The sequence below is a fragment of the Pseudomonas kairouanensis genome (genome assembly GCF_004682055.1).
Taxonomy (GTDB): Bacteria; Pseudomonadota; Gammaproteobacteria; order Pseudomonadales; family Pseudomonadaceae; genus Aquipseudomonas; species Aquipseudomonas kairouanensis.
Genome location: NZ_QUZU01000005.1, coordinates 60,547 through 80,246, shown reverse-complemented (window position 1 = coordinate 80,246; position 19,700 = coordinate 60,547). Strand labels below are relative to the sequence as shown.

The 19,700-nt window shown below is 61.5% G+C and carries 15 protein-coding genes; 8 read left to right on the top strand and 7 right to left on the bottom strand.

Translation table 11 applies throughout. The features are described from left to right. Nucleotides 1-64 precede the first annotated feature (64 nt). Nucleotides 65-1,993: a transglycosylase SLT domain-containing protein gene (locus DYL59_RS06290; protein WP_135288408.1), complete on the top strand. Its 1,929-nt coding sequence runs from the start codon at nt 65-67 to the stop codon at nt 1,991-1,993. A 63-nt stretch (nt 1,994-2,056) separates the two neighbouring features. Here the strand turns inward: DYL59_RS06290 and DYL59_RS06285 are convergent, their stop codons facing one another. Beyond that, complete coding sequence (locus DYL59_RS06285; RefSeq protein ID WP_167496661.1) at nt 2,057-3,841, bottom strand: ABC transporter transmembrane domain-containing protein; 1,785 nt, start codon at nt 3,839-3,841, stop codon at nt 2,057-2,059. A gap of 236 nt (nt 3,842-4,077) precedes the next feature. Between DYL59_RS06285 and DYL59_RS31345 the strand changes: the two genes are divergently transcribed. Beyond that, nucleotides 4,078-4,251 carry a PA1571 family protein gene (locus DYL59_RS31345; RefSeq protein ID WP_167496660.1) on the top strand — a complete coding sequence of 58 codons (174 nt, stop codon included), beginning with the start codon at nt 4,078-4,080 and terminating at the stop codon, nt 4,249-4,251. 53 nt (nt 4,252-4,304) lie between these two features. Here DYL59_RS31345 and pdxB read toward each other — a convergent pair whose 3' ends face one another. Next, entirely contained in the window at nt 4,305-5,447 is a 1,143-nt protein-coding gene (pdxB, locus tag DYL59_RS06280) for a 4-phosphoerythronate dehydrogenase PdxB (protein WP_135288406.1), read from the bottom strand. A gap of 182 nt (nt 5,448-5,629) precedes the next feature. Between pdxB and DYL59_RS06275 the strand changes: the two genes are divergently transcribed. Beyond that, nucleotides 5,630-7,012: an MATE family efflux transporter gene (locus DYL59_RS06275; protein WP_135288405.1), complete on the top strand. Its 1,383-nt coding sequence runs from the start codon at nt 5,630-5,632 to the stop codon at nt 7,010-7,012. Between the two features lie 110 nt (nt 7,013-7,122). Here the strand turns inward: DYL59_RS06275 and tusA are convergent, their stop codons facing one another. Together tusA and DYL59_RS06265 are read right to left on the bottom strand one after the other, a co-directional pair. After that, complete coding sequence (tusA, locus tag DYL59_RS06270; protein WP_135288404.1) at nt 7,123-7,374, bottom strand: sulfurtransferase TusA; 252 nt, start codon at nt 7,372-7,374, stop codon at nt 7,123-7,125. A 38-nt stretch (nt 7,375-7,412) separates the two neighbouring features. Next, the gene (locus tag DYL59_RS06265) at nt 7,413-8,324 is read right to left on the bottom strand and encodes a terpene synthase family protein (protein WP_238340622.1); all 912 of its coding nucleotides are present in this window, start codon (nt 8,322-8,324) and stop codon (nt 7,413-7,415) included. A gap of 339 nt (nt 8,325-8,663) precedes the next feature. Here DYL59_RS06265 and DYL59_RS06260 point away from each other — a divergent pair, with 339 nt between their 5' ends. Beyond that, complete coding sequence (locus DYL59_RS06260) at nt 8,664-10,196, top strand: prenyltransferase/squalene oxidase repeat-containing protein (RefSeq protein WP_135288403.1); 1,533 nt, start codon at nt 8,664-8,666, stop codon at nt 10,194-10,196. On the opposite strand, the gene rlmM is transcribed toward DYL59_RS06260, so the two are convergent. Continuing rightward, on the bottom strand, nt 10,087-11,157 hold the full coding sequence (gene rlmM, locus DYL59_RS06255; RefSeq protein ID WP_135288402.1) for a 23S rRNA (cytidine(2498)-2'-O)-methyltransferase RlmM: 1,071 nt from the start codon (nt 11,155-11,157) through the stop codon (nt 10,087-10,089). The genes DYL59_RS06260 and rlmM overlap by 110 nt on opposite strands. A 191-nt stretch (nt 11,158-11,348) precedes the next feature. On the opposite strand from rlmM, the gene acnA reads away from it, so the two are divergent. Beyond that, nucleotides 11,349-14,090 (top strand): aconitate hydratase AcnA, encoded by a 2,742-nt coding sequence (gene acnA, locus DYL59_RS06250; RefSeq protein WP_135288401.1) that lies wholly within the window; start codon nt 11,349-11,351, stop codon nt 14,088-14,090. Between the two features lie 126 nt (nt 14,091-14,216). Here acnA and DYL59_RS06245 read toward each other — a convergent pair whose 3' ends face one another. Both DYL59_RS06245 and cysK read right to left on the bottom strand, forming a co-directional pair. Continuing rightward, nucleotides 14,217-15,152: an aspartyl/asparaginyl beta-hydroxylase domain-containing protein gene (locus tag DYL59_RS06245; RefSeq protein WP_135288400.1), complete on the bottom strand. Its 936-nt coding sequence runs from the start codon at nt 15,150-15,152 to the stop codon at nt 14,217-14,219. A gap of 85 nt (nt 15,153-15,237) precedes the next feature. Continuing rightward, complete coding sequence (cysK, locus tag DYL59_RS06240) at nt 15,238-16,212, bottom strand: cysteine synthase A (RefSeq protein WP_105696738.1); 975 nt, start codon at nt 16,210-16,212, stop codon at nt 15,238-15,240. Between the two features lie 126 nt (nt 16,213-16,338). On the opposite strand from cysK, the gene DYL59_RS06235 reads away from it, so the two are divergent. The 3 genes from DYL59_RS06235 (at nt 16,339) to DYL59_RS06225 (ending at nt 19,655) form a co-directional block, all read left to right on the top strand. Continuing rightward, a complete protein-coding gene (locus tag DYL59_RS06235; protein ID WP_135288399.1) occupies nt 16,339-17,415 on the top strand; it encodes a DUF748 domain-containing protein in 1,077 nt (358 codons plus the stop codon). Between the two features lie 216 nt (nt 17,416-17,631). Beyond that, on the top strand, nt 17,632-18,477 hold the full coding sequence (locus DYL59_RS06230; protein WP_003210690.1) for an AAA family ATPase: 846 nt from the start codon (nt 17,632-17,634) through the stop codon (nt 18,475-18,477). Continuing rightward, nucleotides 18,477-19,655, top strand: a complete 1,179-nt coding sequence (locus tag DYL59_RS06225; RefSeq protein ID WP_017736274.1) for a vWA domain-containing protein — start codon at nt 18,477-18,479, stop codon at nt 19,653-19,655. Before DYL59_RS06230 ends, DYL59_RS06225 begins: the two co-directional genes overlap by 1 nt. Nucleotides 19,656-19,700 lie beyond the last annotated feature (45 nt).

Here is a 19,700-nt window from a genome sequence, read left to right as displayed (position 1 = left end):
AAGCTAGGGGCAATCAGTGTCGGCAGTGTCGGCGCTAGTCGTGATTTCTCTGCACGGACGTCTCATGCGCAGTCGCCTTTTCAACTTTTTATCTTGTCTGCTTCTTTCTGCCACCGCCGTTCAATCCGCCCAGGCCGTGGACCTCACCACCCAACGCCAGTACTACGATGAAGCCAAGCGCGCCCTGGCCAAGGGTGACAGCGGCCCGTACATGCAATACAGCCAGGCCCTGGCCGACTATCCGTTGACGCCTTATCTGGCGTACGACGAGCTGACCGCACGCCTGAAAACCGCAAGCAACGAAGAAATCGAACAGTTCCTCGCCAAAAACGGCGACCTGCCCCAGGCCAACTGGATGAAACTGCGTTGGTTGCGCTGGCTGGCGGACCGTGGCGACTGGCAGACCTTTGAAAAGTACTACGACCCCAAGCTCAATTTCGTCGAGCTGGACTGCCTGCATGGCCAATACCAGCTCACCCACAATCTGAAAGCCGAAGGCTACAAGACCACCGAAAAACTCTGGATGACCGGTAAGTCCCAACCCGCTGCCTGCGATGTCACGTTCGGGCAATGGGCGGCAGCCGGCCAACTCACCGAACAGAAAATCTGGGACCGCGCCAAAATGGCCGCCGAAGCGCGTAACTACGCGCTGGCCAACAGCCTGGTGAAAACCCTGCCGACCCTCGGCGCCCAAGGCCGCCTGATGGTGGACGTGGCGCAAAAGCCCGACATGCTCAGTGACCCGTCGCGCTTCCTGCCGGCCACTGAGGCCATGTCGGACGCCGTTGGCCTGGGCCTACGCCGCCTGGCGCGCCAGGACCCGGACAAGGCCATGGCCCTGCTCGACGGCTACGCCAGCAGCATGCACTTCTCCCGTGACGAAAAAGTGGCGATTGCCCGCGAGATCGGCCTGACCCTGGCCAAACGCTACGACCCGCGCGCCCTTGAGGTGATGACCAAGTACGACCCGGAGCTGCGTGACAACACGGTCTCCGAATGGCGCCTGCGCCTGCTGTTGCGCCTCGCCCGTTGGGAAGATGCCTACCAGTTGACCCGTAAACTCCCGCAAGATCTGGCGACTTCAAACCGCTGGCGCTACTGGCAGGCGCGCAGCCTGGAACTGGCCGAGCCGAAAAACCCGCAAGCCCTGGTGCTGTATAAGAATCTGGCGCAAGAGCGTGACTTCTACGGCTTCCTCGCCGCCGACCGCTCCAAGGCGCCGTACCAGTTGAAGAACAAACCGCTGCTGATGAGCCAGGCGCTGGTCAACAAGGTGCGCAATACCCCCGGTGTACGCCGCGCCCTGGAGTTCTACGCTCGTGGTCAGATCGTCGATGGGCGCCGCGAGTGGTACCACGTCAGCCGTCACTTCAACCGTGACGAAATGGTCGCCCAGGCCAAGCTGGCCTACGACATGAAGTGGTACTTCCCGGCTATCCGCACTATCAGCCAGGCGCAGTACTGGGATGACCTGGACATTCGCTTCCCCATGGCCCACCGCGACACCCTGGTGCGTGAAGCCAAGGTACGTGGCCTGCATTCAAGCTGGGTATTCGCCATCACCCGCCAGGAAAGCGCCTTTATGGACGACGCACGCTCCGGCGTCGGCGCCAGCGGCCTGATGCAACTGATGCCCGGCACCGCCAAGGAAACCGCGCGCAAGTTCAGCATTCCCCTGGCCTCCCCGGCCCAGGTGCTGGACCCGGACAAGAACATCCAACTCGGTGCCGCGTACCTGAGTCAGGTGCACAGCCAGTTCAACGGCAACCGCGTACTCGCCTCTGCCGCCTACAACGCCGGCCCCGGCCGCGTGCGCCAATGGCTGCGTGGCGCGGACCACCTGAGTTTCGACGTATGGGTGGAAAGCATCCCGTTCGACGAAACCCGCCAGTACGTGCAGAACGTGCTGTCTTATTCGGTGATCTACGGACAGAAGCTCAACTCGCCGCAGCCGTTGGTGGACTGGCACGAGCGCTATTTTGATGACCAATAAACCGTAACGTAGAAATGAAAATGCCCGCATTGAAAGATGCGGGCATTTTTTGTGCTGGGTGATTCAGTGCGCAGCGTTTGCTTCGTCCCCATCACTGAACTGCAACGCCGCCAACCGCGCATACAGCGCATTGCTGGCGATCAATTGCTGATGCGTGCCCACCGCCACCAGCTTGCCCTGGTCCATCACCGCAATACGATCGGCATTCTTCACCGTCGCCAGACGATGGGCGATCACCAATGTGGTGCGGCCTTCTATCAGCTGCGGCAGGGCTTGCTGGATCAGGTGCTCGCTCTGGGCATCCAGCGCGCTGGTGGCTTCATCCAACAACAGTATCGGTGCGTCCACCAACAGGGCGCGGGCGATGGCCAGGCGTTGGCGCTGGCCGCCAGAGAGGCCCATGCCGCCGTCGCCCAGGTGGGTCTGGTAGCCATCGGGCATTTGCAGGATGAAATCGTGGGCGTGGGCGATGCGGGCAGCGGCTTCGACCTGCTCCAAGGTTGCGTCAGGGTTGCCGTAGCGGATGTTTTCTTCGACGCTGCCGTAGAACAGCGCCGGGCTCTGGGACACCAGGGCGAAGTGGCGCCGCAGGTCCATGGGGTCAAGTTCGGTCAGCGGTTGGCCGTCGAGCAGGATGCGGCCTTGCTGAGGGTCGTAGAAGCGCAGCAGCAGGTCGAAAAGCGTCGACTTGCCGGCGCCGGAGGGGCCGACCAGGGCCAGGGTTTCACCGGGGTTGATGGTCAGGTTCAGACCGTCGATGGCGTAGCTGTCCGCGCGTGATGGGTATGAAAAACGCAGGTCTTGCAGTTGCATGCGGCCACTGACGCGCTCCGGCAGTGGAACCGCGCCGGCGGCAGGAGCCTGGATTTCGTTGCTCGACTGCAACAATTCACCGATGCGTTCGGCAGCGCCAGCGGCGCGCTGCAACTCGCCGAGCACTTCACTCAGGGTGCCGACCGCGCTGCCGACGATCAGGCTGTAGAACACAAATGCCGCCAGTTCACCGCCGGAAATGCGCCCGCCAATCACGTCCATGCCACCGACCCACAGCATTACGCCAACGGCCCCCAGCACCAGCATGATCACCAGGGTAATCAGCCAGGCGCGCTGGACAATGCGTTTACGCGCGGTGGCGAACGCCTCTTCCACGGTCACGGCGAAGCGCTGCTCGTCCTGGACCTGATGGTTGTAGGCCTGCACGGTCTTGATCTGGCCGAGGGTCTCGGCGACATAGCTGCCCACATCGGCAATCCGGTCCTGGCTCAAGCGCGACAGGCTGCGCACGCGACGGCCGAAGATCAGGATCGGCGCCAGCACCAAGGGCAGCGCCACCACCACGATGCTGGTGAGCTTGGGGTTGGTCACGAACAACAGCACGATGCCGCCAATGACCATCAGCGCATTGCGCAGGAACAGCGACAGAGAAGAGCCGATCACCGACTGCAGCAAGGTGGTGTCGGTGGTCAACCGCGACTGGATTTCCGAGCTGCGGTTGTTCTCGTAGAAGCCCGGATGCAGGTAGATCAGATGGTTGAACACCTGGCGCCGGATGTCGGCCACCACGCGCTCGCCGATCCACGACACCAGGTAAAACCGCGCAAAGGTGCCGACGGCCAAGCCCAACACCAGGATCATGAACAAGCCGATGGACTGGTTGAGCAGGTGCGGCGACTGGGTCATGAAGCCCTGGTCTACCAGCAGGCGAATGCCCTGCCCCATGGACAAGGTGATGCCTGCGGTGACGATCAGCGCCACCAGGGCGCCGAGCGCCTGCCAGCGGTACGGCGCAATAAAACGGCTGGCCAGGCGAATGGCACGACGTTGACGAACTGAGAACATGGAAGGCATCACCGATGAGGAACCTGTATCCCTACATGGGGGGAACTTGAGCCAATAGCAATGAGTCAGGTTAATTATGCCCGCCGACAAGGGCCCCTAGAGGCTATCGGTCTAATGCGCGGCTGGAAATTCGTAAGGGTTTCTGGTGGACTGGGTGTTCGAACCGCTGATTATGTATGGAGTTGTAACAGCGCAGTCACGCGGGGGTTTTAAAGTAGGTAAACAACCTGATGAGGAGACAGGCCATGACCTTGCCAAATAGCAGCGATGCCAAGATTGAAGTAATCCGCCAGCCGCAGCAGTTGCCGTGCACGTACATTGATGCCAACGGCCGCGAGGTGCAGATTACCGAAGAGATGATCCAGCAAGCGTGCAGCGAGCTGGAACAGCGTCTGGTCAAGCCTGCCAAGCAAGGCTGAAGCGCCCACGCTCTTTCAAACCCGGCCCTGGTGGCCGGGTTTTTTATGGGCCCTTAGATGGCATCGGCGCCGAGGGCCGAGACAATCTGCGACAGCGCTGCTGATTGGCCATTGATGCGCACTTTCAAGCCATCGATCTCCCGGCGCGCAGGGTAATGCTTGCGCAGCAGGTCAAACGCCTTGCGCTGTTCTTCCACCGTTCCTACAAGGCTGCGACGAAAATCCGCATCATCCCGGCGCGGGTCGTACACGCTGCGGCACAGGGTTGCCAGCGCCCATGCCGGATCTGTCTCAGCATTCAGGTGCACTTGGGCCAGCCACAGGGGCGGCAGCAAATCCCTCAATTGAATGCTCGGCTCCTGGCCCAGATGGGCGCAGAACGCCTGATAAATCTGCGCTGTGCCGCGCTGGCGGCCTTCCAGGCTGTAGCCGGCGATATGGGGGGTGGCCAGCACGCACAGGTCGGCCAGGTCGACGTCCACTTCGGGCTCGCCTTCCCACACGTCCAGCACCGCTTGCAAGTCTTCGCGTTCCAGCAGCACTTCGCGCAGCGCGGCGTTATCCACCACCGGGCCACGGCTGGCGTTGATCAGCCAGGTGCCTGGCTTGAGTCGGTTGAGGCGTTGGCGGTCGAACAGGTGCCAGGTGGCGCCATTGCCGGACTTGGTCAGCGGCGTGTGCAGGCTGATCACATCGCACTGCTCGATGATCTGCGCCAGGCTGACGTAGTCCCCGTCTTCGGCAACCTGCCGGGGCGGGTCACACACCAGCACGTTCCAGCCCAGGCCCTTGAGCACCTTGACCAGTCGCCCGCCGACTTCACCAGCACCGACCACCCCGTAAGTGCGCTGGTTGAGGTTGACGCCTTCGATCTCGGCCAGGGTCTGCAGGCTGCCCAACACGTAATCGACTACGCCACGGGCGTTGCAACCGGGGGCGCTGGACCATTGGATGCCAGCCTGCTGGAAGTAATCCAGGTCCAGGTGATCGGTGCCGATGGTGCAGGTGCCGACGAAGCGCACGTTCGAGCCTTCCAGCAACGCACGGTTGACGTTGGTCACCGAACGCACCAGCAACACATCGGCCTGCTCGACGGCGGCGCGGTCGATGGAACGGCCGGGCACCCGGCGAATCTCGCCGAAGCCTTGGAAGAAGGCGTCGAGCAGCGGAATATTTTCGTCGGCAACAATCAGCATGGCAGGCTCCTTTGGCGGACGGGCAGTGTACACATATCCGATATGAGAGGGCTTGTGTGGGAGCGGGCTTGGGATTTTTTGAAGGACGCTTACAAATCCCCAACACAGGTTTTTTCCTGACCATTGCGTCAAGGCGTAGAATCCGCCGTCCTTGCGTTTCCTTTATCCCTGGACACCCGTACGTGAACACCATCACCGCCCCCCTCACCCGCCCCGCCCGTATCAGCCGGGAAGTGCGCGACCTGCTGACGCTCGCCCTGCCGATCATGATTGGTCAACTGGCCACCACCGCCATGAGCTTTGTGGATGCGGTGATGGCCGGGCGCGTCAGCCCACAGGACCTGGCGGCGGTGGGCCTGGGCAATTCGATCTGGATCCCGGTGTACCTGCTGATGAGCGGCACGCTGCTGGCCACTACGCCGAAAGTCGCCCAGCGCTTCGGTGCCGGGCAGTTCAGCGACATCGGGCCGTTGGTGCGCCAGTCGCTGTGGTTGGCGATCGTGGTCGGGGCCATGGGCGGGCTGTTGCTGCTGTGCGCCGAACCTATCCTGCAGGCGATGAAGGTCGAGGCCGACCTGATCAAACCGTCCATGGGCTATCTGCATGGCATCGCCGCTGGCATGCCGGCGATTGCGCTGTATTACGTACTGCGCTGCTTCAGCGAAGGCCTGGGCCGCACCCGGCCGAGCATGGTCATGGGCCTGTTTGGCCTGGCGCTGAATATCCCCCTGAACTACATCTTCATCTACGGCCACCTGGGCGTGCCGGCCATGGGCGGCGTGGGATGTGGCTGGGCCACGGCCATTTCGATGTGGGCGATGCTGCTCGGGCTGGTCCTGTGGACACGCATTGGCCCGGCCTACCAGAGCAGCGAACTGTTCAAGCGCTTCGACTGGCCGCAGTGGGCGGTGATCAAGCGCGTGCTGGGCATCGGCTTGCCCATCGGCATTGCGATCTTTGCCGAGTCGAGCATCTTTGCGGTAATTGCCCTGTTGATCGGCAGCCTGGGCGCGACGGTAGTGTCCGGGCACCAGATCGCCCTGAACGTCAGCTCCTTGGTGTTCATGATCCCCTACTCGCTGAGCATGGCCATCACCGTGCGCGTCGGCCAGGCCCTGGGCCGTGGCCAGCCGCGTGAGGCGCGCTTCGCCGCCGGTGTGGGCATGGGCACGGCGCTGGCCTACGCCTGCCTGTCGTGCAGCCTGATGCTGGTGTTTCGCGAGCAAATTGCGGCGATCTACACCCCGGACCCGATCGTGATCCACCTGGCCTCGACCTTGATCGTGTTTTCCGCGCTGTTCCAGTTTTCCGATTCGATCCAGGTGACCGCCGCCGGCGCGCTGCGTGGCTACCAGGACACGCGGGTGACCATGGTGCTGACGCTATTTGCCTATTGGGGCGTGGGGCTGCCCGTGGGTTACGCCCTGGGGCTGACCGACTGGCTGGGCGCGCCCAGCGGCCCGAGCGGCTTGTGGCAAGGGCTGATCGTGGGCCTGAGTTGCGCGGCGGGAATGTTGCTGGTGCGCCTGGCGCGCAGTGCACGCCGACACATTCGCGCCCTGTAGGAGCGAGCTTGCTCGCGAAAGACTTGAGAACGCCGCGTTAAACCTGAAGCACTGCGTTTTCGTTAACGTTTTTCGCGAGCAAGCTCGCTCCCACAGGTAGCCAGCGCCAATCAGGCGGATTTCTTGCGAATCCAGTACAGGTAGGTCCCGGCCTGTTCCTGCTGATCCACCAGTTCGTGGTCCAGGAAGACACAGAACTTGGGAATATCGCGGCGCGTGGACGGGTCGGTGGCGATCACCTTGAGCAAGCCGCCGGGCGGCAGGTCGCGGATGTGCTGGTGCAGCATCATCACCGGCTCCGGGCAGTTGAGGCCGGTGGCGTCGAGGGTACCGTCGACGGCGGTGTCGAAAATTTCGCTCATGGTTCACTCCTGAAACTGGCGTGCATTGTTGCCCAATTTCAAGGCCCGGACCACCGCTCTTTAGCCGCAGGGTCGTAATGCCACCACCAGGCGATCGAGGCGATTGGCGGCGCGTCGCCCCCCAGCGGGCGCGGGCTGCTCGCGGGCTCCCCACCGCGCAGGCATGCGGCGCCATCCACCCCGTTGATAAACCGGAACCGTGGCGTTGTGCGGTGCCATTGCAATACCCCGCTGATGTAGGCATTCAATCCCAGCAAGTACTCGCGCATCGGTGGCGACACCTGGCCCAGCATGCACTCATGCAGCCTTAGATACAGACCTTGCGTGCGCTCACGCAGATCGACGGCAACCACCAGTGCATCTTCCACCGAGCAGCAGTACTCACGGCCAATCACCTCGATCAGGTTGTGACCCTTCTTGTTCTGTTGACGAAACACCTCCTTGGGCCAGGAAAAAATATCGTTGTCCCACAAGGCAAACATGGCCGCCATTTCCGTCAACGCGACGATCCGCCGGTCGGCCAACTCGCCTTCATCCAAGTCGAGCCGGGGCACGGCGTGACAGAAAAAGGGAAAGGTCATGCCGCCACCGCCCATCAGACGCTGGGGCATGTAGTCGCTCAACGACGGCTGCGCCGAGACGGACTTCCACATTTCGGCCATGAAATAGGTGCGCATCAACGCACCGAATCTAGCCGCCTGCGTCTCTTGGCATTCGGCCAGCAGGCGTCGCCGAATATCCAGCAGGGCCTTGCCATAGCGATCAGTGGGGTCCACCTCCTTTTCAGGTGATTCCAGCATGCGCTGGATCCGGCAACTGGCCTCGATCAACAGGCCCGGGTCTTCACTCGCCGGGCCCTCATCACACAACTCATCGTCGAAGGCAAAGGCCCACATGATGTAATCCGTGGCAATTTGCAGGGTTTGCTGTGGGCCAACGGGGTAAATCATGCTGCACAACTGACCCACCCTCATTGCACCCAACCGTTCGCGCTGCCACTGACTGGGGAACAGGCCCCATCGCTGCAGCCATTCACGGCAGGGCTGCTCTACTGCATCCCTGGTCGGGTGCTGCCTCACGGGCAGCGGGCAGTAAATGGGTGGAACAGTGATCGGTCTCATGGCGGCTCCCTGCGCATCGGTTGCAATGCCTTTAAAAACCATGAAGTCGCGCCGCTGCAAAATGACCATTTGCACTACCGCCCTGGCGGTATATCGCCAACCAGTCTTATGCCTTGCCCCCCACAGGTCACGCTTAAGAAGAGTTGGGCCGACTGACGCATCCGGACGATGAAACCCTCACACCTCCACGCTCTGAAGACCGCCGCCCGTGATGAGCTAATGCAGTACATCGACGACCAAGGCTCCATCCGCCAACGCTGCAACAGCCGTGGCCTGGAGTCGCTGTTGATGCTGGTTTTACTGCGTCGCATGCAGTGCCTGCCACAGGTGCAGCGCTCACTGGCCCGGTTTCTGGACCGCTACCTGCAAGGCAAAAACCTGCATGCCGTTGAGCGCGGCCTGCTCACCAACACGCTGCCCAGGGAACACCTGCGGGTCGAACGCAAAAAATGGATGTTCACCACCTACCTGGCGCTGATCCACGCTACCGCGTACCTCCCCCCCGAAGACAGCGCCTCGATTGACTACACAGGCCAGGCCGCCTGGGTATGCCTGACCCTGTGCGCGATCAAGATCATCAACACCCATGGCAACGGCCAGCCGATCCTCGCGCAGGACCGTCACTTTCTTCTCGAACAACTGGGCCACGGCAGCGCCAGGGAAGTCTGGGAGGGCCATCTGTCGGCCCACTTGATCGGGTTACTGGCCTTGCACACCTGTGCACCGGCTCATCCGCTGCTGATCCAAGGCGTCCATAGCCTCCTCAACCAACGCAACGCCGACGGCGGGCTGCCCTTTATCACCCATATGACGGTTTACCTCACCGCCTTCGCCGGGCTTGCCCTGAGCAAAGCCGGCAGGCGTTCGGTGCGGGTGCGGCAGATGGCTGACTACCTGGTGTCGCTACAAGCGCAGGACGGTGCGTGGGCGTACACCGAGAACGTGCGCCAAACCGATATCGATAGCACTTGCCTGGCCGTCGAGTGCCTGCAGCAGGTAGATCCCGTGAGGTATGCATCGACGATCCGGCGCGGCCAGGATTATCTGGCGAGCATGGCCAACCCTGACGGAGGCTTTCCCACTTACCTGCGCCATCACCCGTGCGAAGCCACGATGACCGCCAACGCGATCCTGGTGCTGCAACCGGCCGGTGACACTTACAGGGAGGTCGTGGACAGCGCCTTGAGGTTTTTGCGCGGTGCCCAGCAGGAGGACGGCACGTTCGAGCGCAGCTGGAGCCTGAGTTCAACCTTTGCCATTGCGCGCGCTAGCGCTGCACTGCGGTTGTGTGACCAGGGTGACGACCGGGTGCTGGCCAGTTCCATGGCCTATCTGCACCGCACGCAAAACCCGGATGGCGGATGGGGCCAGGTGGCGGGGCAAGCCAGCGATGTGATCAGCAGTGCCCACGCCCTCAGTGCGCTGAGCGGCGCGGGATACACCGAGAGCGTGCGGCGTGGCGTGAACTACCTGAAAAAACACCGGCACTCGCCCGGCCATTTGCTCGCCGACCAGGCTGCGCCGCGGCCGATTCCGTATCGTTTCCCGGTGCTGGCCTGCATTTTTGTGGTCAACGCTTTAGCCGACGTGGCTACTTGCGCTTCTTCACATCCACCAGGCGGCGCAGGTGGCAGGTCACTTCCTCGCGGTCGTGATACAGCTGCTTGCAGCCAATCTCCACCCGAATGCCCCGCGTCTTGAAGCCTTCCTCGATACGTTCGAGCAAACGCTTCACCTCGGCATAACGCTGCTTCATCGGTAATTTCAGGTTCACCACCGCTTCGCGGCAATGCCCCTCGCCGATCCAGGTTTCCAGCAGGGCTGCGTTGCGCGCCGGTTTTTCGACGATATCGCAGACCATCCAGTCCACCGGCTGCTTGGGCACGAAGGTAAAACCATCGGCCATCAAGTGTTGCACCAGGCCCGTGTCCATCAGGCTTTCGGCCATGGGGCCGTTGTCGATGGCGGTCACCAGCATGCCGCGGTTGACCAGTTGCCAGGTCCAGCCGCCGGGGGCGGCGCCCAGGTCCACGCCGGTCATGTCGCCATGCAGGCGCTCGTCCCACTGATCGCGAGGGATGAAGTGGTGCCAGGCCTCCTCCAGCTTGAGGGTCGAACGGCTCGGCGCCTCGCGCGGGAACTTCAGGCGCGGGATGCCCATGGGCCACATCGCCGAGTTGTTCGACTCCGCCAGGCCCATGAACACCTCGCGGCCGCTCTTGAAGGTCAGCAACAGGCGTGGCTTGCTCGGGTCATTCACCAGCTTGCCGGCATTGAGCAAGGCCTTGCGCAGGTGCACTTCGAATTTCTTGCAGAAGTTTGAAAGCTCTTTGCCATCATTGGTGTCGACCATCTCCAGCCACAGGCTACCGCACACCGGGAAGCCTTGCAGGTGGGCGAGGATCACGCTGATGCGGTCGGTTTCCGGCAGGTCGATGAACACCCCGCGCGCCCACTGCCTCGGGAAGATCAGCTCGGCAAAACGCTGGCCGTGCATCAGGCGCTGGGCGCCGTCTTCCTCGGTGCAGACAAATTCGGCGCAGGCGCTGCCGGTCTTGGCCTTGGCGTAGCCGGAAACGTTCAGGCGCGCGGCGTGTTCCGCGATCTCGGAACAGACTTCGCCTTCGAAACCTGGGCGGCAGTGCATAAAGAGGGTGTTCATCAAATCTCCTGGCAACGGGATTGCTGTAGCGCAATGCCTGTCATGAAAACGCGCGCATGATAGCCGACTTCGGAACCTTGGACTTCACCATAGAGTCCAGTTATTAGCCTGCTAATGAAAACAGCGCTAAGTTGATAGCTCTGTTCGTCCCGTCAGGTCCGTAGCCGTGCGGACCCATAAGGAGTCGTGTCATGTCATCGCTTGATAGCCTGAGTACCCTCAAGACCCTGCAAATAGACAGCAAGACCTACCACTACTTCAGCCTGCCCGAAGCCGCCAAGAGCCTGGGCGACCTGGACACGTTGCCGATGTCCCTCAAGGTGCTGCTGGAAAACCTGTTGCGCTGGGAAGACAACAAGACCGTCACCGGCGCCGACCTCAAGGCCATTGCCGCCTGGCTCAAAGAGCGCCAGTCCGACCGCGAGATCCAATACCGCCCCGCCCGCGTGCTGATGCAGGACTTTACCGGCGTACCCGCGGTGGTCGACCTGGCCGCCATGCGCGCCGCCGTGGCCAAGGCCGGTGGCGACCCGCAGCGCATCAACCCGCTGTCGCCGGTAGACCTGGTGATCGACCACTCGGTGATGGTGGACAAGTTCGGCAACGCCGACGCCTTCGAGCAGAACGTCGACATCGAAATGCAGCGCAACGGCGAACGCTACGCCTTCCTGCGCTGGGGCCAGAGTGCCTTCGACAACTTCAGCGTCGTGCCGCCGGGCACCGGGATCTGTCACCAGGTCAACCTCGAATACCTGGGCCGCACGGTGTGGACCAAGGACGAAGATGGCCGCACCTACGCCTTCCCCGACACCCTGGTGGGCACCGACTCCCACACCACCATGATCAATGGCCTGGGCGTACTGGGCTGGGGTGTGGGCGGTATCGAGGCGGAGGCCGCGATGCTCGGCCAGCCGGTGTCGATGCTGATCCCGGAAGTGATCGGCTTCAAGCTCACCGGCAAATTGAAAGAGGGCATCACCGCCACCGACCTGGTGCTGACCGTGACCCAGATGCTGCGCAAAAAAGGCGTGGTGGGTAAATTCGTCGAGTTCTACGGCGACGGCCTGGCCGACCTGCCCCTGGCCGACCGCGCCACCATTGCCAACATGGCCCCGGAATACGGCGCCACTTGTGGCTTTTTCCCGGTGGATGAGGTGACGCTGGACTACCTGCGCCTGTCCGGTCGCCCGACAGAAACCGTGAAGTTGGTAGAGGCTTACACCAAGGCCCAAGGGCTGTGGCGCAATGCCGGCCAGGAACCGGTGTTCACCGACAGCCTGGCCCTGGACATGGGCAGTGTCGAAGCCAGCCTGGCCGGGCCGAAACGCCCGCAAGACCGTGTGGCCCTGCCCCATGTCGGCCAGGCCTTCAGCGATTTTCTCGACCTGCAATTCAAACCCACCAACAAGGAAGAAGGCCGCCTGGAAAGCGAAGGCGGTGGCGGCGTGGCCGTGGGCAATGCGGACCTGGTGGGCGAGACCGACTATGAGTACGACGGCCACACCTACCGCCTGAAAAACGGCGCCGTGGTCATCGCCGCCATCACCTCCTGCACCAACACCTCCAACCCCAGTGTGATGATGGCCGCCGGCCTTGTGGCGAAAAAAGCCGTGGAAAAGGGGCTGACGCGCAAACCTTGGGTCAAAACCTCCCTGGCGCCCGGCTCCAAGGTGGTCACCGACTACTACAAGGCGGCGGGCCTGACCCAGTACCTCGACAAGCTTGGTTTCGACCTGGTGGGTTACGGCTGCACCACCTGCATCGGCAACTCCGGCCCGTTGCCCGAGCCGATTGAAAAAGCCATCCAAAAGGCTGACCTTGCCGTGGCCTCGGTGCTCTCCGGCAACCGTAACTTCGAAGGCCGCGTGCACCCCTTGGTGAAAACCAACTGGCTGGCCTCGCCGCCGCTGGTGGTGGCCTATGCCTTGGCCGGCACCGTGCGTATCGATATCAGCAGCGAGCCGCTGGGTAACGATCAGGACGGCAAGCCGGTGTACCTGAAAGACATCTGGCCCAGCAGCCAGGAAATTGCCGATGCGGTGGCCCAGGTCAGCACCGGCATGTTCCACAAGGAATACGCCGAAGTGTTTGCCGGTGACGAGCAGTGGCAAGCCATTGAAGTGCCGCAAGCCGCCACCTACGTGTGGCAGGCGGATTCCACCTACATCCAGCATCCACCGTTCTTCGACGATATTGCCGGGCCGCTGCCGGTGATCAAGGACGTAACGGGCGCCAATGTACTGGCCCTGCTGGGGGACTCGGTGACCACCGACCACATCTCCCCCGCCGGCAATATCAAGGCCGACAGCCCCGCTGGCCGCTACCTGCGCGAGCAAGGCGTGGAACCGCGCGACTTCAACTCCTACGGCTCACGCCGGGGCAACCACGAAGTGATGATGCGCGGCACCTTTGCCAATATCCGCATCCGCAATGAAATGCTCGGTGGCGAGGAAGGCGGCAATACGCTGTACATCCCCACCGGGGAGAAGATGGCGATCTACGATGCGTCGATGAAGTATCAGGCGGCAGGAACGCCATTGGTGGTGGTTGCGGGCCAGGAATATGGCACCGGTTCCAGCCGCGACTGGGCGGCCAAGGGCACGAACTTGCTGGGGGTCAAGGCGGTGATCGCCGAGAGTTTCGAGCGGATCCACCGCTCCAACCTGGTGGGCATGGGCGTGTTGCCGTTGCAGTTCAAGCTCGATCAGAACCGCAAGAGCCTTAAGCTCAGTGGCAAGGAGAAGATCGACATTCTTGGGCTGACGGACGTGGAGATCGTGCCCAGGATGAACCTGACGCTGGTGATTACGCGGGAGGATGGGAGTAAGGAGAAGGTCGAGGTGTTGTGTCGGATCGATACTCTCAATGAAGTGGAGTACTTCAAGGCGGGGGGCATCCTGCACTACGTCCTGCGCCAGCTGATTGCGTCCTAAGCAACACTGCAAAACCAAATGTGGGAGGGGCCTTGCTCGCGAATGCGGTGGATCAGTCGAAACATTTGTGACTGACATACCGCATTCGCGAGCAAGCCCGCTCCCACATTTTTGACCGCGTTCAGATCAGAACAACCACTTCCACAGCAGTACCAGCACAACCACCGCCAACACCGGCCGCGCAACCCGATAAGCCTTGGGATGCTTGCGTTTCCACTGCTTGACCACCCCGCTGAACTTGTCGCTGAACGTCTTGCTCCAGGCATACGCCTGGTTGATCCCGCCCACACGCTCGTCATCCAGGTTCTGCGGCGCGGTGGCGCGGCCCAGTTGCTTGCTGACCCAACGGTTGACGCGGGTCATCAAGGGGTTACTCAACGGCCGCTCGATGTCGCAGAACAGGATCACACGGGTGGTTTCGGTTTCGTTCTTCACCCAGTGCACGTAGGTTTCGTCGAACATCACGTCGTCACCGTCGCGCCAGGCGTACTCCTCGCCATCGACGAAGATGCGGCAAGCGTCGGAGTTCGGCGTGGACAGCCCCAGGTGATAGCGCAGGGAACCGGCAAACGGGTCGCGGTGCGGGTTGAGGTGGCTGCCGCCCGGCAACAGGGCAAACATCGCGCCCTTGACGTTGGGAATGCTGCTGACCAGGGCCACGGTTTTAGGGCACAGCGCCTCGGCCGATGGCAGCGGCTTGTCGTACCACTTGAGGTAGAAGCGCTTCCAACCCTTCTTGAAGAACGAACCAAACCCGGCGTCGTTGTTCTTTTCGGCGGCGCGGATGTAACCCTCGTCGAACAGGTGCATGGCCTCTTCGCGGATCACTTGCCAGTTGTCCTTGAGCACATCCAGTTCCGGGAACTTGCTGCGGTCCAGGTAGGGCTTGGACGGCACCGCCGAAAACAGGTACATCAAGGCGTTATACGGGGCGAACAGCGCCGAATGGTTGACGAACTGGCGCAACACCGGCAAACGGGCCTTGCCGCGCAGGTGCACGTACAGCGTGCTGCCGATAAACACCAGCAACACCGACAGCTTGGCCGCCAAAGAAAAGGTCATGCAGCAACTCCTGAAAAAATGCGCCGGGCATCATAAACACTTGGGCCAGTATGCAGAAGGCCCAAGGTATCGGTGCTGACACACATCAAGCCTGGTTTTCCTGCTCGGTAAACAAATCACTGAACAACATGCTCGACAGGTAGCGCTCACCGGAGTCCGGCAGAATCACCACGATGGTCTTGCCCTGCATCTCCGGCTTCTGCGCCAGGCGCACCGCCACGGCCATGGCCGCGCCGCAGGAGATACCGCACAAAATCCCTTCTTCCTGCATCAGGCGCAGGGCCATGGCCTTGGACTCTTCATCGCTGGCCAATTCCACCCGGTCAACCATCGACAGGTCGAGGTTCTTCGGCACAAAACCGGCGCCGATGCCCTGGATCTTGTGGGGGCTGGGCTTGATCTCCTCACCGGCCAGCGCCTGGGTGATCACCGGCGACACGATGGGCTCCACGGCCACCGACAGGATCGGTTTGCCCGCAATGTTCTTGATGTAGCGCGACACGCCGGTGATGGTGCCGCCGGTACCCACGCCCGCCACCAGCACGTCCACGGCGCCATCGGTGTCGTTCCAGATCTCCGGGCCGGTGGTTTTTTCGTGGATTGCAGGGTTGGCCGGGTTTTCGAACTGGCCCGGCATAAAGTACTGGGCCGGGTCGCTCTCAACGATTTCAGCGGCTTTCTCGATGGCGCCCTTCATGCCCTTGGCCGGCTCGGTCAGCACCAGTTCGGCGCCCAGGGCCTTGAGCACCTTGCGCCGCTCGATGCTCATGGATGCGGGCATGGTCAACAGCAACTTGTAGCCACGGGCGGCGGCGACAAATGCCAGGCCGATGCCGGTGTTGCCGGACGTGGGTTCGACAATGGTCATGCCCGGCTTGAGTTTGCCGGTGCTTTCGGCGTCCCAGATCATGTTCGCGCCAATGCGGCACTTCACCGAGTACCCAGGGTTGCGCCCTTCGATCTTGGCCAGGATGGTCACGCCACGCGGTGCGATGCGATTGATCTGTACCAGGGGGGTATTGCCGATGGAGTGCGCGTTGTCTGCAAAAATGCGGCTCATGACGGGTCCTATTTGGCGGTTTCAGGAAGGGCATAAGGGTATGCCTAGAGGTGCAAGGCGTCCAGTCAGAGGAACGTTGCGGGGTACCCGGCGGTCAATCGCCTACCTGTATGGAGAACACCCCCCATGAAACGTCGCTACAGCTGGCCACTATGGACGGCCGCCGCTCTGGTGGTGGTGCTGGTTGCCCTGAACCTCGCCCTGCCCTATCTGGTGCGCAACTATCTGAATGACAAGCTCGCCAACATGGGCGACTACCGCGGCCAGGTCACCGATGTGGACCTGGCCCTGTGGCGCGGCGCGTACAAGATCAACGGCCTGGAGATCGTCAAAGTCGACGGCAAGGTGCCGGTGCCTTTCGTCAAGGCACCGTTGATCGACCTGTCGGTGAGTTGGCAGTCGTTGATCAATGATCATGCGGTGGTGGCCAAGGTACGGTTTATCAACCCTGAGGTGAACTTCGTCGATGGCGGCGCCAACAAGCAGGCGTCCCAGACCGGTAAGGGCACCGACTGGCGCGAGCAGCTCAGCAAGCTGGCCCCCATTACCCTCGATGAAGTGCGCATCGAAGACGGCAAGATCGCCTTTCGCAACTTCAACTCCAAACCGCCCGTGAACATCAACGCGACCAATGTGAACGCCAGCTTCTACAACCTGACCAATATCGTCGACGTCAAAGGCAAGCGCGACGCCCGCTTCGAAGGCAAGGCCCTGCTGCAAGGCCAGGCGCCACTGGAAGCCACCGCTACCTTTGATCCCTTGAGTAATTTTGAAAACTTCGAGTTCCGATTTCGCGCCAAAGACCTGCAACTCAAGCGCATGAACGACTTCGCCTCGGCCTACGGCAAGTTCGACTTCAAGGCTGGCACCGGCGATGTGGTGATCGAGGCCCAGGCCGAGAAAGGCCAGCTCACCGGCTATATCAAGCCGCTGCTGCGGGATGTGGAAGTGTTCGACTGGAAGCAGGACGTAGAGAACAAGGACAAGAACGTCTTCCGCTCGATCTGGGAGGCGGTGGTCGGGGCCAGTGAGACCGTACTGAAAAACCAGCAAAAAAACCAATTTGCCACCCGCGTGGAACTGAGTGGCAGCGTACATCAGCAGGATGTCAGCGCGTTCTCGGCGTTTTTGGCGATTTTGCGTAATGGTTTCATCCAGGCCTTTAATGCGCGCTACGAGCAACCCAAGCCCAGCACCGACTAAACCCGCCGCCTGTAGGAGCGAGCTTGCTCGCGAAAAGTATCAACGATAACGCGGGCTGCCTTGATAAACGCGGTGCCCTTGCGTTCTTCGCGAGCAAGCTCGCTCCTACAGGGGGTCGGGTGACCACCCATTCAGAGACTGAATAACCCGTCTGCGTTCACAGTCGCCGGGGCTGCGCGGTATAGTCCGGGCATTGATGAATTCGAGGAAACACCGATGAAGTTCGAAGGCACCCAGGCCTATGTGGCCACCGACGACCTGAAACTGGCCGTCAACGCCGCCATCACCCTGGAACGGCCATTGCTGGTCAAGGGCGAGCCCGGCACTGGCAAGACCATGCTTGCCGAGCAACTGGCCGAGTCCTTCGGCGCCAAGCTGATCACCTGGCACATCAAGTCCACCACCAAAGCCCACCAGGGCCTGTATGAGTACGATGCGGTCAGCCGCCTGCGCGACTCCCAACTGGGCGTGGACAAGGTGCACGACGTACGCAACTACCTGAAAAAGGGCAAGCTGTGGGAAGCCTTCGAGTCCGAAGAGCGGGTAATCCTGCTGATCGATGAAATCGACAAGGCCGACATCGAGTTCCCCAACGACCTGCTGCAAGAACTCGACAAGATGGAGTTCTACGTCTACGAGATCGACGAGACCATCAAGGCCAAGAAACGCCCGATCATCATCATTACCTCCAACAATGAAAAAGAGCTGCCGGACGCGTTCCTGCGCCGCTGCTTCTTCCATTACATCGCCTTCCCAGACCGCACCACCCTGCAAAAAATCGTTGACGTGCACTACCCCGACATCAAGAAAGACCTGGTCAGCGAAGCGCTGGACGTGTTTTTCGACGTGCGCAAGGTACCGGGCCTGAAGAAAAAACCCTCCACCTCCGAACTGGTGGACTGGCTCAAGCTGCTGATGGCCGACAACATCGGCGAAGCCGTGCTGCGCGAGCGCGACCCGACCAAGGCCATCCCACCGCTGGCAGGCGCGCTGGTGAAGAACGAGCAAGACGTGCAGTTGCTGGAGCGTCTGGCGTTCATGAGCCGTCGCGGTAACCGCTGATGCTACTCAACCTGTTCAACGAAATGCGCGCCGCCAAGGTGCCGGTGTCGGTGCGCGAGCTGCTGGACCTGATCAACGCGCTGAAAATGCGCGTGACCTTCGCCGACATGGACGAGTTCTACTACCTGGCCCGGGCGATTCTGGTGAAGGACGAGCGGCATTTCGACAAGTTCGACCGGGCCTTTGGCGCCTATTTCAACGGCCTGGAAAAGCTCGACGATCACTTGCAGGCCTTGATCCCCGAAGACTGGCTGCGCAAGGAGTTCGAACGCTCGCTGAGCGATGAAGAACGCGCGCAGATCCAATCCCTGGGCGGCCTCGACAAGTTGATCGAGGAATTCAAGAAACGCCTGGAAGAACAAAAGGAACGCCACGCCGGTGGCAACAAGTGGATCGGCACCGGCGGCACCAGCCCGTTCGGCTCCGGCGGCTACAACCCCGAAGGCATTCGCGTCGGCGATGCCGGCAAGCGCCAGGGCAAGGCCGTGAAGGTGTGGGACCAGCGCGAGTACAAGAACCTCGACGACCAGGTAGAACTGGGCACGCGCAATATCAAGATCGCCCTGCGCCGCCTGCGCAAGTTCGCGCGCCAGGGCGCGGCCGAAGAGCTGGACATCGACGGCACCATCGACCACACCGCCCGCGATGCCGGCTTGCTGAACATCCAGATGCGCCCGGAACGGCGCAACACCATCAAGCTACTGCTGCTGTTCGATATCGGCGGCTCGATGGATGCCCACGTCAAAATCTGCGAAGAGTTGTTCTCGGCGTGCAAGACCGAGTTCAAGCACCTGGAGTACTTCTACTTTCACAACTTCGTGTACGAATCGGTGTGGAAGAACAACCAGCGCCGCACCTCGGAGCGCACCTCCACACAGGACCTGCTGCACAAGTACGGCGCCGACTACAAAGTGATCTTTATCGGCGATGCGTCGATGGCACCCTACGAGATTACCCAGGCCGGTGGCAGCGTGGAGCACTGGAATGAAGAGCCGGGCTATGTGTGGATGCAGCGTTTCATGGCCAAGTACAAAAAGCTGATCTGGATTAATCCGTACCCGAAGGACACCTGGGGGTATACGGCATCGACGGGCATTGTGCGGGAGTTGGTGGAGGATCAGATGTATCCGCTGACCTTGCGGGGGTTGGAAGAAGGCATGCGCTTTCTGTCGAAGTAAATGGAGATCCAAATGTGGGAGGGGGCTTGCTCCCGAGGGCGGTGG